This window comes from Pseudomonas sp. NFACC39-1 (assembly GCF_900110355.1).
Lineage (GTDB): Bacteria > Pseudomonadota > Gammaproteobacteria > Pseudomonadales > Pseudomonadaceae > Aquipseudomonas > Aquipseudomonas tehranensis.
This window is the reverse complement of sequence record NZ_FODL01000005.1, coordinates 267,720-281,115: the sequence shown is the minus strand read 5'-3', so window position 1 is coordinate 281,115 and position 13,396 is coordinate 267,720. Positions and strand designations below refer to the sequence as shown.

The 13,396-nt window shown below is 57.3% G+C and carries 13 protein-coding genes and 2 pseudogenes; 8 read left to right on the top strand and 7 right to left on the bottom strand.

Annotated elements, in window-relative coordinates:
* Window positions 1–117: 117 nt before the first annotated feature.
* Together BMY45_RS13160 and BMY45_RS13155 are read left to right on the top strand one after the other, a co-directional pair.
* Entirely contained in the window at window positions 118–813 is a 696-nt protein-coding gene (locus BMY45_RS13160) for a heavy metal response regulator transcription factor (RefSeq protein ID WP_092398187.1), read from the top strand.
* Window positions 786–2,180 carry a heavy metal sensor histidine kinase gene (locus BMY45_RS13155; protein WP_092398185.1) on the top strand — a complete coding sequence of 465 codons (1,395 nt, stop codon included), beginning with the start codon at window positions 786–788 and terminating at the stop codon, window positions 2,178–2,180. The genes BMY45_RS13160 and BMY45_RS13155 overlap by 28 nt, the downstream gene beginning before the upstream one ends.
* A gap of 59 nt (window positions 2,181–2,239) precedes the next feature.
* Here BMY45_RS13155 and BMY45_RS13150 read toward each other — a convergent pair whose 3' ends face one another.
* On the bottom strand, window positions 2,240–2,746 hold the full coding sequence (locus BMY45_RS13150) for a nuclear transport factor 2 family protein (RefSeq protein WP_092398183.1): 507 nt from the start codon (window positions 2,744–2,746) through the stop codon (window positions 2,240–2,242).
* 78 nt (window positions 2,747–2,824) lie between these two features.
* Window positions 2,825–3,682: an SDR family oxidoreductase gene (locus BMY45_RS13145; protein WP_256573648.1), complete on the bottom strand. Its 858-nt coding sequence runs from the start codon at window positions 3,680–3,682 to the stop codon at window positions 2,825–2,827.
* A gap of 123 nt (window positions 3,683–3,805) precedes the next feature.
* Between BMY45_RS13145 and BMY45_RS13140 the strand changes: the two genes are divergently transcribed.
* Window positions 3,806–5,263, top strand: a complete 1,458-nt coding sequence (locus BMY45_RS13140) for an MFS transporter (RefSeq protein ID WP_092398181.1) — start codon at window positions 3,806–3,808, stop codon at window positions 5,261–5,263.
* A 1-nt stretch (window position 5,264) separates the two neighbouring features.
* Here the strand turns inward: BMY45_RS13140 and BMY45_RS13135 are convergent, their stop codons facing one another.
* A complete protein-coding gene (locus tag BMY45_RS13135; RefSeq protein ID WP_092398179.1) occupies window positions 5,265–6,125 on the bottom strand; it encodes a LysR family transcriptional regulator in 861 nt (286 codons plus the stop codon).
* Between the two features lie 117 nt (window positions 6,126–6,242).
* On the opposite strand from BMY45_RS13135, the gene BMY45_RS28405 reads away from it, so the two are divergent.
* The 3 genes from BMY45_RS28405 (at window position 6,243) to BMY45_RS13120 (ending at window position 9,330) form a co-directional block, all read left to right on the top strand.
* Window positions 6,243–8,105 carry an NAD(P)-binding domain-containing protein gene (locus BMY45_RS28405; RefSeq protein ID WP_256573646.1) on the top strand — a complete coding sequence of 621 codons (1,863 nt, stop codon included), beginning with the start codon at window positions 6,243–6,245 and terminating at the stop codon, window positions 8,103–8,105.
* Window positions 8,106–8,193: 88 nt separating this feature from the next.
* Entirely contained in the window at window positions 8,194–8,541 is a 348-nt protein-coding gene (locus tag BMY45_RS13125) for a chorismate mutase (protein ID WP_092398586.1), read from the top strand.
* A 135-nt stretch (window positions 8,542–8,676) separates the two neighbouring features.
* Window positions 8,677–9,330: a hypothetical protein gene (locus BMY45_RS13120; RefSeq protein ID WP_092398177.1), complete on the top strand. Its 654-nt coding sequence runs from the start codon at window positions 8,677–8,679 to the stop codon at window positions 9,328–9,330.
* A 291-nt stretch (window positions 9,331–9,621) separates the two neighbouring features.
* Here the strand turns inward: BMY45_RS13120 and BMY45_RS13115 are convergent.
* From BMY45_RS13115 to BMY45_RS13100, 4 genes and pseudogenes are all read right to left on the bottom strand, one after another.
* Window positions 9,622–9,954, bottom strand: a pseudogene (locus BMY45_RS13115) (flavin reductase family protein); the annotation flags it as partial.
* A 172-nt stretch (window positions 9,955–10,126) separates the two neighbouring features.
* Window positions 10,127–10,537, bottom strand: coding sequence for a hypothetical protein (locus BMY45_RS13110; RefSeq protein ID WP_092398175.1), 411 nt, complete (start codon window positions 10,535–10,537; stop codon window positions 10,127–10,129).
* Window positions 10,538–10,585: 48 nt separating this feature from the next.
* A complete protein-coding gene (locus BMY45_RS13105) occupies window positions 10,586–11,479 on the bottom strand; it encodes an alpha/beta hydrolase (RefSeq protein WP_092398173.1) in 894 nt (297 codons plus the stop codon).
* A gap of 7 nt (window positions 11,480–11,486) precedes the next feature.
* Complete coding sequence (locus tag BMY45_RS13100) at window positions 11,487–12,470, bottom strand: MBL fold metallo-hydrolase (protein WP_092398171.1); 984 nt, start codon at window positions 12,468–12,470, stop codon at window positions 11,487–11,489.
* Window positions 12,471–12,740: 270 nt separating this feature from the next.
* Here BMY45_RS13100 and BMY45_RS13095 point away from each other — a divergent pair, with 270 nt between their 5' ends.
* Together BMY45_RS13095 and BMY45_RS28400 are read left to right on the top strand one after the other, a co-directional pair.
* Window positions 12,741–13,226 carry a winged helix-turn-helix transcriptional regulator gene (locus tag BMY45_RS13095; protein ID WP_092398169.1) on the top strand — a complete coding sequence of 162 codons (486 nt, stop codon included), beginning with the start codon at window positions 12,741–12,743 and terminating at the stop codon, window positions 13,224–13,226.
* 16 nt (window positions 13,227–13,242) lie between these two features.
* A pseudogene (locus BMY45_RS28400) lies at window positions 13,243–13,385 on the top strand (IS5/IS1182 family transposase); the annotation flags it as partial.
* Between the last annotated feature and the right edge of the window lie 11 nt (window positions 13,386–13,396).

Below are 13,396 nucleotides of genomic sequence, written 5' to 3'. Positions count from 1 at the left end.
GCCCATGAATGACAGAAATGTAACCGACTGCGCCCGCTCATCCCGTTACACTGCACAGCCGAGATACCGATGTCGCGGGCTGAATCCCGTCATGAAGAGACCCGAGCGCGCCTCACGATGCATATCCTGCTGATCGAAGATGACACCAAAACAGGTGAGTACCTCAAAAAGGGGCTCGGCGAGTCCGGTTACAACGTTGACTGGACCCAGCATGGTGCCGACGGCCTGCACATGGCCCTGCATACAACCTACGACCTGATCGTGCTGGACGTTATGTTGCCCGGGATTGACGGGTTTCAGATCATTGAGCTCTTGCGCGCCAGACAAGACGTACCCGTGCTGTTCCTCACCGCGCGCGACCAGTTGCATGACCGCATTCGCGGCCTGGAACTGGGCGCCGATGATTACCTGGTCAAACCTTTTTCGTTTACCGAACTGCTGTTACGCATACGCACCATTTTGCGTCGCGGTGTAGTGCGCGAAGCCGACCATTTCCACCTCGCAGACCTGGAACTGGACCTGGTGCGGCGCCGCGTTACACGCCAACAGCAGGTGATTGTGCTGACCAACAAGGAGTTCGCCCTGCTGCATCTGTTTCTGCGCCGCGCAGGCGATGTGCTGTCCAGGACACAGATCGCTTCGGAAGTCTGGGACATGAATTTCGACAGCGATACCAACGTGGTGGACGTAGCGGTCAAGCGTCTGCGCAACAAGGTCGACCAGCCCTATCCGATCAAGCTGATCCATACCATTCGCGGTATCGGCTATGTCTGCGAGGTGAGGCCATGCGGTCCCGACGTCAACCCTCTCTGACACTGCGATCGACCGTGGCGTTTTCCATGGTAGCGATGCTGGCCGTGGCCGGTGCGGGCGTTTATCTGTATCAGACGATGAAAGCCTCGGTATTGGTATACAGCGATCATGCGGTCATGGGCCGTCTGGAGCACTTTCGCAAGCTGCTGCACTACGAGCTCGCCATCGAGAAGCTGCGCGACAGCCCACAGATTTTCAAGAACATGCTCGACAGCGAAGACGACATCTTCATCATTGAAGAACCCGGGCAGCAACCGGTAATCCAGGTAAATCCACTCAACGTCACGCTGCCTGAACTGCCCGTGATCGGCCAGAATACAAAGCTGAGCGTCAGTGATCTGCGCAGCGGCGTGACCGACTCGGGAACGATGCTGCGCGCCGCTACCGTCGTCACGACGTCTGGTGGACGTGAAGTCCGACTGACAGCCGCACACCTCATGGGCAAGGAAATGGCTATGCTCGCGGCGTATCGCGAACGTATCTACCTGGCCGTTGCCCTTGCCTTTCTGGCAACAGCCTTGCTGGGCTACCTGGTACTGCGCCGAGGGCTGCGTCCGTTGCGCGAAATGGCCGCCCATGCGGCAGCCATCACACCCGAGCGTCTCCACAGCCGCATGGACAGCGCCGATACGCCAGTTGAACTGCAACAGCTGAGTGACGCCTATAACGCAATGCTTGATCGCCTTGCCCAGGGTTATCAGCGATTGACGCAATTTTCCGCTGACCTTGCCCATGAAATCCGCACGCCGGTGGGGTCGCTTATGGGGCATTGTCAGGTCGCCCTTCGCCAGCGGCGCAGCGAGGACGACTATCAGGCACTGATCGCTTCAAACCTTGAAGAGCTCGAACGGATCTCGCGCATCGTCGAAAGCATTCTGTTCCTTGCGCGCGCCGATGAAGCGCAAGCGATGGTGGAGCGCCAACAACTATCGTTGCATGACGAATCTCAGCGCATTGCTGAATATTTTGAAGGCTTGGCTGAAGAGCGGCGAATGAGCTTCCAGATAACAGGCGATGGCAACGTGCTCGCTGATCCATTGCTGCTGCGCAGAGCCTTGAGCAACCTGGTGGCGAACGCGATTCGCTACGCCTACGAGGGCACCGAGATTGTGATGCGGGTGACGGACTCCCACAGCGGTGCGCGGATTGAAGTGGAGAACCAAGGTCCTGTACTGGGCGACGAAACCCTGGGCAAACTCTTCGACCGTTTTTACCGCGGCGATGCGTCTCGCCAGCAGAACTCCGACTCCTACGGCCTTGGCCTCGCCATCGTTGTGGCAATCATGCAACTGCATGGAGGTCACGTGCGTGTCGAACAGCCAAAGCCTGGGATTATCCGTTTTTCGCTGTCATTCCCTGGAGCTTGAACGATATCAACGGGCAGCGCTTGTCGTTCGCTGCCCTCACTGAAAGTCATGCGAGCAGGTCAACGTTCTGAGGGCTTGCTCAGGCTCTGATGCTCGATCGGCGCATACGTTTCTTCGCCGGCTATGGGTACCCAATCATTTAACGGTGTCAGGAAGTGCAGTTCAAAACGACGTGACAGGAACGCCCATTTTCCGTCCCGACGTTCAAACCTGTCGTAGTACAGCCCGCTGACTTGAACCGGGCCTTTTTCAATGTCATGGAACAGGCAATCCGCAGCCACCGTACCCATCGCGCTGTCACCTTTGATTTCGATCAACGGGTTGGCCATCCAGTGGTGCATATGTGGCATCTGGCGCCAGCTGTTTTGCGCCATCGCGAGGATTTCATCACGACTTTGGGCATTGCCGAAACCTGGTAAATCCAGTGTCGATTCCTCGTGCCAGATACCGCTCAGGAGCGACACGTCGATGCGGTCGAAGGCATTGGCGTAGGCGCTGATCAGCGACTCGATGGCGGCGCGACTTTCCAGGGCGTCCAGTCGGGTGGTCAATTCTTCAATGTTCATGAGGAGGTTTCCTGCTGAGGCTTCGCAAAAGCGACAAAGCAACCCTCTGCGAGGGCTGCACTACGGTTGAGCAAGTGCTCAGATCTGCGACAGGCCGCCGTCGACCATCAGCTCCACACCGTTGACATATTTCGCATCGGCGGATGCAAGGAACAGCGCTGAGGAGGCGATTTCTTCAGGCTGGGCCATATACCCCAGCGGAGTGATCTGCTCGACATGTTGACGCAGCGCGACAATGTCGCTTTCGCTCATCTTCAAGCCGTTATCCATCAGAGGCGTGCGGGTGAAGCCAGGGCTCAGGACATTCGCTCGAATCTTGCGACCCTTGAGTTCGTTGGCCCAAGTCCTTGCGAACGACCTCACCGCGGCCTTGGATGCGTTGTAGAGGCTCAGTCCTTCCATGCCATTGCTTGAGCAGATAGATGCCGTCAACACGATCGAAGCGCCATTTTTCAACAACGGCATCAACGTCTGGACGGTAAAAAAAACGCCCTTCACGTTGATGTCGAACATGTTGAAATAAGCCGCCTCGGTGGTCTCGCCCAGCGGATTTTTTTCACAAATACCCGCATTGGCGAACACAGAGTTCAACTGATCGTTGCGGGCCTCGATTATTGCCTTGAGCTTATCGAGATCAGCCTGGCGGGCGACATCGGAAATGACCGCGACCGCTCTATCGCCAAGCTTGGCCACCGCCGCCTCCAGCGTGGCTGCAGAACGCCCAGTGATGTAAACACGCTTGGCTCCCTCGGCAATCAAACCCTGCGCAATCGCAAACCCGATCCCGGTGGATGCGCCGGTGACGACTGCAACCTGATTAGCGAATTTACCTGACATATCTGACTCCTCAGCCTCGGTTGTGTGGATCGACTGGAACCACAATGCGGCCATTTTGAGAGGAGTCAGGCGCTGAGCGGCACTGCCATAAATGAACATTGGCCGTTCAATTATGTGAGGCGTAAGCGAAGGCCTGATCGCTTAGATTGGAACCAGTTGATTCAGAGCATGACCCGCAATCGAGAATATTCTGGAACCGAAGGGTTTCAGGAAGGAGATCTTATGCCTCAGACAAAAATCGCCCCCCCGGAACCGCGGCGCTGGTTGATGTTCGCCATCTTGTTGGTCGGTGCGTTTTTACCACCGCTGGATTTTTTCATCGTCAACGTAGCGCTGCCCTCAATTCAGGATTCGCTGGGCACAGCCTCCTCTGCCGAACAGCTGATCATCTCTTCATATGCGGCGCTTTATGCCGTGACACTGATCACCGGCGGACGGCTTGGAGACATCTTTGGCCGCATGAGAATGTTCTTCGTTGGCCTCATTGGCTTTGCCGTCGCCTCACTGATCTGCGGTGTTTCCGAGTCACCCTGGGTGTTGATTGCCGGACGTTCGCTGCAAGGCGTGACGGCAGCGGTCATGGCGCCCCAGGCACTCGCCTCTGTGCAGGCTATATTCCCCGAGTCCGAAAAGCCCTTGGCACTGAGCCTTTATGGCGCGGTCTTTGGCCTGGCGTCCGTCATCGGCCAGGCACTTGGCGGGATATTGATATCGCTCAACCTGATGAACTTAGGGTGGCGGGCGATATTTCTGGTGAATTTACCGATTGCGTTGCTGGTCGTTCTGATCGCCATTCCCGTGGTCAAGGAGACCCGCGCGAAACAGACCAGCAAGCTGGATCTGGGCGGAACGCTATTGTCCATGGTGACGCTTGGGGCTCTGATCGTTCCACTGATCGAGGGGCGTGAAGCGGGCTGGCCTTTGTGGGCCTGGCTGTCGCTGGCGGCGGTGCCGCTGCTGGCCTGGCTGTTCTGGCACTACGAAGCCCGTTTGCATCAAGCGCAAGGCGCACCGTTGCTTAATCCTGCCGCACTGCGCGCGCCTGGCCTGGGCCGGGCGTTGCTCGTCGCCCTGACCTTTTACGCGATCGGCGTGTTTTTCCTGCTGTTTTCCATTTATTTACAGGGAGCACTGCATACGAGCCCACTCAGTGCAGGTCTGGTTTTTCTTCCTTTCGGCGCGGGATTTCTGCTGGGACCGCTCGCCACCCATCAGTTCCGGCGTTGTCTCGGAGATTACGTGAATCCCTTCGGAATGGGGCTGGAAGTGCTGGGGTTTGTGCTAATGGCCTGGCTCGTAGCAAAGACGCCGATGACCGTCAGTCCCGCGGCGCTGCCCCTTGCCGTCATTCTCTTTCTGATCGGTTTCGGACAAGGATTGGCCCTTCCGACATTGATGCGCATGATCACAGGACGTGTGGCGCCCGCGTACTCCGGCATGATTGCGGGCATTACCAGCTCCACCCTGCAAATCAGCACATCACTGAGCGTCGCAATAATAGGCGGCATTTTCTACACCCTTCTGGGCACGGATACCGACGCGGCTGCCATCACCCACGCCTTCACCGTCTCCATACTCTGCATTGCGGCGTGCCTGGCGGTAGGCGCGGGACTAAGTCTTACCCTGGCGCGCCAACCTGCTGCAGAGCTGCAAACAGCGACCCTGCGCCCAGCAGAGTGAGTCAACCGGCTGCCTGATTGCCGACCATGATGGAAGCAAGGTCGGCAAGAGCACGAAGGCTGTCCATCTGGCGCATGTCCTGGTGGTAACCCATCCATATGTCGCGGCCCGGGGGCGGTTCATGCGGATCAATCAGCCGCAGCGCCGTTAACTGGTCACCCAGGGCGCGGGGCAATACGGCGACGCCCTGCCCTTGCGCGCACATTTGCGCCTGGACTGTGCGGCTGCTACTGGTGAACACGGTACGGGCCAGAGGGTAACGCTGCTGCAGCCACCGCACATCGGGATAATGAGACTGGGCAACACTCATGGTGATCAAACCAAGCCCGTCGCCCTGTGACTCGGGGTCAGCAGATCCGACGGCGGCATACAACCCATAGCTCAGGGTAGTCAGCTTGCGGTGAACAATATCGGGTTCGGTGAAAGGAACGATTCGAAACGCGATGTCGGCGTCGCGGCGAGCCAAGTCAAACAATCGATGCCCGGCGATGACCTCGGGCACGATCAGCGGATAACGTCGTCCCAGTTCGTTCAGGACCGGGGCGAGCACATAACAGGCGAACCAGTCAGCGCAAGAAATGCGCAACACGCCTTCGGGCTGTGCGCTGTCCCCCGCAAGGCGCCTTTCGATTGCCAATGCACTTTGCTCCATTTCTTGCGCCAGGCTGAGTAGCTTTTCGCCGCTGTCGGTCAGTACCAGACCTTGGGTGGTACGAAGAAAAATGGGCTGGCCACTGGACTGCTCAAGCACCTGCAAGCGCCGCCCCACGGTCGGATGGCTTACACCCAACAGCTTGGCGGCAGCGCCCAATGACCCGCTGCGGGCAATCGCGAGAAAGACCCGCACATCACTCCAGTCCATGCTTTTCCCCGTACAAAAATGAACAGTGAGAGTGCAGCAATGGCACTGCCGTAGCAATCCCGCGCCGGACATACTTGTCTGCATTCTCCTTCGTCGAATACCAACCGGGGATTGCAAATGAAGATTGGTTTTATCGGTGTGGGAAGCATGGGCAGAGCAATCATTCCACTGCTCGTCCGGGCAGGCCATCACGTCTCGGCATGGAACCGTAGTCACGCGGCGATCATGGATCTCGCAGGCGTAAGTGTTCTCGAATCGCCGACCTCGGCCTTTGAGCAAGAGGTCGTCATCAGCCTGCTGGCCGATGATGCCGCCGTCAGGGAGGTGCTGCTGTCCAGCGCGGCTCTGGAAAAAGCAGATAAGACCTGCGTGCATGTCGTGATGTCGACTTTGTCGCCTTCGCTCATGGTCGAGTTGCAGGGCATGCATGATGCGATCGGCATGGCCTTGGTCGCGGCGCCGGTTTTCGGCGTGCCCGCCGTGGCCGCGAACGGCGAGTTGAATATCCTGGCGGCCGGATCGCAGCAAGCGGTCTCGACGGTTCAACCGCTGTTTGACCTGCTCGGGAAAAACACCTGGTATCTGGGCGATCAGCCTGAACACGCGTGTATCGCGAAAATCGCCGGCAACATGATGATCACCCAAGCCATCCAGTCGCTGGGCGAAGCAACCGGACTCGTTCAACGTCACGGACTGAGCCCTTCTATTTTCGTCAACCTCATGACCCAGACCCTGTTCGCCTGCCCTAGTTATCACCGGTATGGGCAGAACATCGTTAACAGCAGCTTTGAACCGGGTTTCAAATTGTCTCTTGGCCTCAAGGATATAAATCTGGCTATTGATGCGGGCCGTCTCAAGGACCTGGAACTGCCGGCAGCGGATGCTGTGCAATCGAAAATGACGTCAGCGGTGGCCCGGGGGTACGACGACAAGGACTGGTCGGTTTTCGCTATGCAGACAGTTACCCAATCAACCGATCATGCCCAGCAACCCTGGCGAAGCGCACCGATAAAACGTACGCGGCGTGGCAACTTCTGGGTGACCGGAGCCCGCGTTACCCAGAACGGTAAAAACTTTCAGAAAGGGCCGATGTACGTAGCCTGGGAATCCCCCGAGCACATCACTCAACCCTATCCCGTGGTGCTGGTGCACGGTGGCACGCTGCAAGGCACTGAATGGCTGGATACCCCCGATGGTCGTCCGGGATGGGCGCAGCGGTTCCTCGAAGCGGGCTTTGTAGTCTTTCGCGTCGACCGACCGGGTCACGGACGATCGCCCTATCATCCCGACATCATGGGGCCGATGGGGCCCGCGTTTTCCTATGAGCGCGCCCGCGAAGTCTACTTTCCAGAAGGAGGAGGAGAAACACAGTGGCCGTTTGAGCTGGACGATGAAGCGGCTTTTGACGCCTTCATTGCAGCTTACGGCCCCATGCCGGCCGACCTTGCGGCATCGCAGACCCTAGACGCGGATCGACTGGCCGAACTGCTCGACAGAATCGGTAAGGCCATCATCGTTACGCATTCCGCTTCCGGGCCCAGTGGCTGGTTGGTCGCCGATCGTCGACCCGACCTGATCGCAGGGATTGTGGCGGTGGAGCCTATGGGTCCGGTATTTGGCCACACACCGGGTATAGGCAGCCTCGAATGGGGACTGACCGCCGCTCCTTTGACCTTTGATCCGCCTCGCAAGACGGCGGAGCAAGTCCGCACAGCAGAACCATCGACCCTGAAAATTCCCGGTTTGCAGGGCGTTCCGGTAGCGCTGGTGACAGGCGAGACATCAGTGTTTGCTTCTTATGCATCCAGCATCGTCCCTTTCCTGCGAAATGCCGGTGCCAACATTCACCACCTGGATCTACCGGCACTGGGTATTCACGGCAACGGCCATGGATTGATCTATGAACGCAATTCAGATTCGGCTTTCAAGGTAGTCACGCAGTGGCTGAAGAAATCGTTGAGCATGCCCGATCCCGCGTAAAGCGCCTGCTCAGGTTCTCCGTCCAACCATGAAGGGACCAAGGATGGGTACAGACAAGACCCTTAGAACAACCGCCACGAGGTTATCCATGGAAAACTCCGACATCACGCGTCAACTCTGGGCAATCAGACAAACCATCGACAATATCGACGCCGCACTCATCCACATGCTTGCTGAACGGTTCCGCTGTACTGATGAGGTCGGCTTGCTCAAAGCCCGACATCAATTGCCTGCGGTGGACAAGAAGAGAGAGCAGCATCAATACGAACGTCTGACAGCCCTCGCCCAGGAGGCCAACCTCGATACGGCCTTCGTCCGGAGGCTGATGCAGTTTGTCATCGGTGAAGTGGTCGACCGTCACAGACAATTTGCGGCCGGGCATGACCCAAGATTCTGCAAGGGCGCTGTCCTCAGGACTGAAAACACCACCGGCTAACCCGCCGCCTTCCCCAATAGACGCCCGGGAATTGCTGATAGATCGCAAACAACTCGATAGAGAAGCGACTGAATAAGCCTCTTCCTCCGACCGATTCCTGCAAGGCAATTAGACAATCAAGACGAGCAGAACCGCATGAAATGGCCAACGATCGATCAAATTCGCAGTTTCACTGTTTTACCCTCTGGCTACACATGGGATTACCTGAAACGCGAGGAGATCGATGTAGCGATAATTTTTTTCCAGACGTGGTTCCCCTCCATTAAGGTGGGGTTAGGGAGCCCTTTTCTGAACCAGCGATTTTATGAAGACAACGTGGTGCTCGAAAACGATCTGGAGCGGGGAATGTTCGCTATCGTGGTGCGCCAGAATCATGAAATCGTCGCGATAGCAACGTGGGAAAAAATTGACGGCGCTGATGTCATCTTCGGGCGAGTGGGCGCGGTAGCCAAACATCATAGACAAACCAAACTGGCCGTAGCTGCCCAAGACCTCGGGGAAAAAATGGGAAGGTCCATGGGCGCGGGCTTGATCTATGGTATGGCGACAACCAGCGCTCCGTATATGCAACAAGCATTGGAGCATGCGGGTTACAAAGCCGTAGGAATAATGCCTGGCTTAGACCAAGAGGAAACAGAGCCAGGAGTCGTGCGCAGGGTGTACGAAGTTATCTACGCAAAACGACTCGCACCCCACTCAAGTTTTCTGATTCCTTCAGTACACAACCTCACACCCGCCGTCGCCCGGCTTTATGCAGAAATATTCCACGAAACAATCAAGATTGACTGAGACGCGAGCATAAATACCGGGATGCTTCTGATCAAAAAAAAGATTCCCGCTCACGCTTATTGCGTTGCTAGGGAGCGCCGCTTTAGCGTGCCTGCCAAAAGAACGCGAAGGCGCACCGAATACCCGCTACTACCATACTGGAGCCAGTCGCAGGTCGCCGTTCAAGATCACTCGCACACTCAATGCGATTGGGGGCAAAAGTGGGAGCAAATAACAGCATTATCGACCTGAAAACGCCTTCCTAGGGCCTAGTCAAAATGTTTTTTGGCGATCCTGAGAGTCTTTGATTCAAACCGTCGCACACTTAAACGGTGGATGACCGGGCACCGCCGCTTCCAAGCAGGCGTTCATCGCCTCGGCGAGTTCTCGCGTCGCCAGATTCCATACGAACTCACCGGTCGCACGCGCATTGGCGAGCGAGTCCTTCGCGCCAAGCGAGCAAAAGCCGATGATCGGCGGCTTGTAGCTGAATAGGTTAACAAAGCTGTAGGGAGCAAGGTTACGTACGCCGTCGTTGGAGACAGTACTGATCCATTCGATCGGGCGCGGAGCAACGATGGCGTTGAGCGGATCGTGCCGCAGGGAATGTCCCTGTGCCGGTTCGCAGGAATGCCAATCGGTCATAGCTTACCTCTTTGGGGACGCGCGCAAGGACTGCCACCTGCAGTGCTTCCGGCTCGGTGCGCGCGTTTCTCTTCGCTAGAGAATTTTTGAGCTGGAATGTGGGCGTGGAAAATTGGCATGAGTGGTTCCTCAGTGGTGTTGCTCAGCTAACGCCGCGACGAATTGGCCCGGCTTAGCTAAAGAAGTCTTGACCGAGTGTTTCTTCGAGTCGCTCTTTCAGGCCCGCCGAGAACTCACGAACGACGGGGAACGGGCTTTGAAAGAGCTTGATATTGCGGACGAGGCCAGACTCATTCCGAGTGATGATGGTGGTGCCGGCGATCGGCTTACCCCCGTGGATGGCATCCCACTCCAGGTAAGTCTTCGCACCGTCAACCGTCTCCGCAGTGAACACGAAATCTTCGTACATCGTACTTGTCGCGGCAAAGAATGCCCCGATGGATGTCGGGCCGATCACGGTCTTGCTGAGGGCTGAGGTCTGAAGGCTGGCGTCAGCAGTGAACGACGTCGCGAAGTCGCTCGTTCCTTTCTTCTTGACGATTTGCATCCACGCTGTCCCCGGTGGGGTGGCGTCAGTAGTCATTACCATCTCCTATCTAGTGTCTGCGGTTTTGCAGTGTGCGTGCGCGTGCTAGTCAGCGAGGTGCCCGATGAGAAACTCGCCGGCTCTCTGGAGAGCGTCGTGGGCCTGAGGCAAAGAAGCTGTCTGAATGTGCCAGACGTGGAGCATCTCCGGCCAGACCTCAAGGTGCGACTCGCCGTCGGCCGCGCGCACCTTTCGGTCAATTTCAAGCGCGTCGTCGAGAAGTACTTCGTCGCTTCCGACATGTATGAGCAGCGGAGGAAAACCGTGCATGTCGGCGAACATGGGTGAGATGCGCGGATCCTTCAAATCGTGGTTGCCGGCGTAAGCCTCTACCATCTCCCGCATCGCGCTCGCGTTGACCATTGGGTCGCGGTGAGCCAGTTGCGTTAACGAGGGCAGCGTTAGCGTTAAGTCTGCCCATGGGCTAATGAGTAGCGCTGCTCGTGCGTCCTTATGGCCCTTCGAGGCTGCATAGGCCAGAACGTTGAGAGCCATGCCACCGCCACTGGAATCACCTGTCACGGCAAACGGCTTGCCAAGCGCACGCACGGCTTCGTAGCCGCGGATGGACTCGTCGTAGGATGCTGGAAATGGGTGCTCGGGAGCCTTGGAGTGGTCCAGAACGATGACCTGGGACTTTGCCGCTCGAGACAGCTCCCCAAGCATGCCCAAATGCGACGCAGGAGAGCCAGCCACCCAGCCACCACCATGGAAATGGTAGATGACTCGGTCCTTAGATGCGCCAGGAGCTGTAATCGCCACCGCGGCCACACCATCGAGCTTGATCGCCTCGACGGTTAGGTCGGCCGCCGGCGGGTTCGCTTGTGAAATGGCCTCCATGCCGACGCGGAGCGTCTCAATGGTGCGTACAGGATGCGCAAAGTCGAAGGCGAACATCGCATCCCGAAGCTCCCGGACGGAAGATGAATCGTAAGTCATGATCAGCTCACTCCAGGTTGAGGAAAGTCGCCGGCACCCAGTCATAGCCCTCGCCGTTGTCGGCTTTGCGAAGACGGCCCAGGCCAGGGAACGGCATGTGGGCTGCGGCAATCATCGTTTTGTCCGTAGCGAGCTTTACCAAAAGGGCTTCACGCGTTTTGATGGCCGTCGCACTGTCTGAGTCGAAGACGATGCTGATTTCCGGATGCGGCATCTGGACGGCGCCAACATGAGCTACGTCGCCCCAGATGAGCAGCGACTGACCCTTTGAGGAAATCATGTAGCCAGTGTGACCGGGCGTGTGGCCGGGAATGGCATACGGTGCGATACCGGGGACGATTTCGGCCAGGCCTTCGTACGGCTTCCATTTGCCTGCGGCGATGTAAGGTGCGGCGCCTTCCTGTGCGACTTTGAAGAAGATCTTTGCTTCTTCCGGGGCCTTGGCCATGATTTCCTTCGACAACCAGAAGTCGGCGTCGGCCTTCGTCATCATCACGGTCGCGTTCGGAAAGACGCGTTTCCCGTTTTGGTAGATACCGCCGGCATGGTCAGCGTGAAGGTGAGTCAGTAGAACCAGGTCAATCTGCTCCGGCTTGTAGCCGGAGGCCTTCAAGTTCTGCACGAGCTTGCCCAGCGTGGGAGGGCCCCAGTGACCGCCTGAACCGGTATCGATGAGAACGAGTTTGGAGCCAGTGTTGACAAGGAAGCCTTGGACGGTTGCCGAAACCTGCTTGGGATCGTTTTGGAAGGAGCGCGCCAAGAGGGACTGAATGAGCGCGGGATCACCGTGTAGGAGACTGGAGTCGATGCTACCGCCACCGTCATAGAGCGCAGTGACTTCATAGTCGCCAATCATCGTGCGATAGAAGCCCGGCACCTGCTTGTGCTGCATCGGCGCTGCAGCTTGGGCCGGAGCTACGGCAGCGAAGGCACCCGCGAAGGCTAACGATACCGCGAGCAGGGTACGCGAAGTGATGGTGGAGAATTTCATAGTGTTCTTAACCATTGTGTGTGGTGGGTATGTAGGTACGTACAGCTGTAATGATCTTTAGCAAAACGCCCAGCTCATCGTGCCATGTCGCTGTTACCGCCTTTCCGGCCATACGCAGCATCGAATTGCCGGTATTACCCGTGATGAAAGCCCGGATGTTCGATTTTTTCGCCGATCCGACTGAGCCACCATAGCGCTTGCAATGTGCAAGTGGTTGAATAATATTTGAGCGACTTGCACAATGCAAGTGGAAATTCAAGGAGAGTAACTGTGCAACAAACAAGACGATCGGGCTGCCCGATCAACCTGACGCTTGAGCAGATCGGCGACCGCTGGAGCCTGATCGTTATCCGCGATGTTATGTTCGAGAACAGACGCACTTATGGCGTCCTGCTGGAGAAAAACCAGGAAGGCATCGCCACGAACATCCTCGCGAGTAGGCTGAAACACTTGACCGCTTCTGGCCTGCTGACACGATGCCCGGATCCGAATCACCAGCAGAAAGTAATTTACAGCCTCACGGAAGCGGCGATACAGCTTGTACCTCTGCTCGCGCATTTGGCTGCATGGGGTGTTCGGCATACGCATCCGAGCAAGGAAGCGTCTTTGCGCGCGGAGGTGCTGGAAAAGGGCGGCCCTTCGCTTTGGAGTGCCTTTATGGATGAACTACGTTACCTGCATCTCGGTGCACCGCGTCCGGAGCGCTCAGTATTGGACAAGCTCCGGGCCGACGACGAGCAGGCGATCGCTACTTAGCACCAATCCTTGGCATCTGGTGGAGGAAAAAGACATCGAACCTCACGCGCCGGCGTGGGACAAACCGAGCGCAAGAACGACAGTTTTTCGAGCAACGATTTCCACTGGAATGAAGAGATTGAGGAATACCGCTGCCCGGCCGGCAAGGCATGCAGAACCTGAGCCGGCTG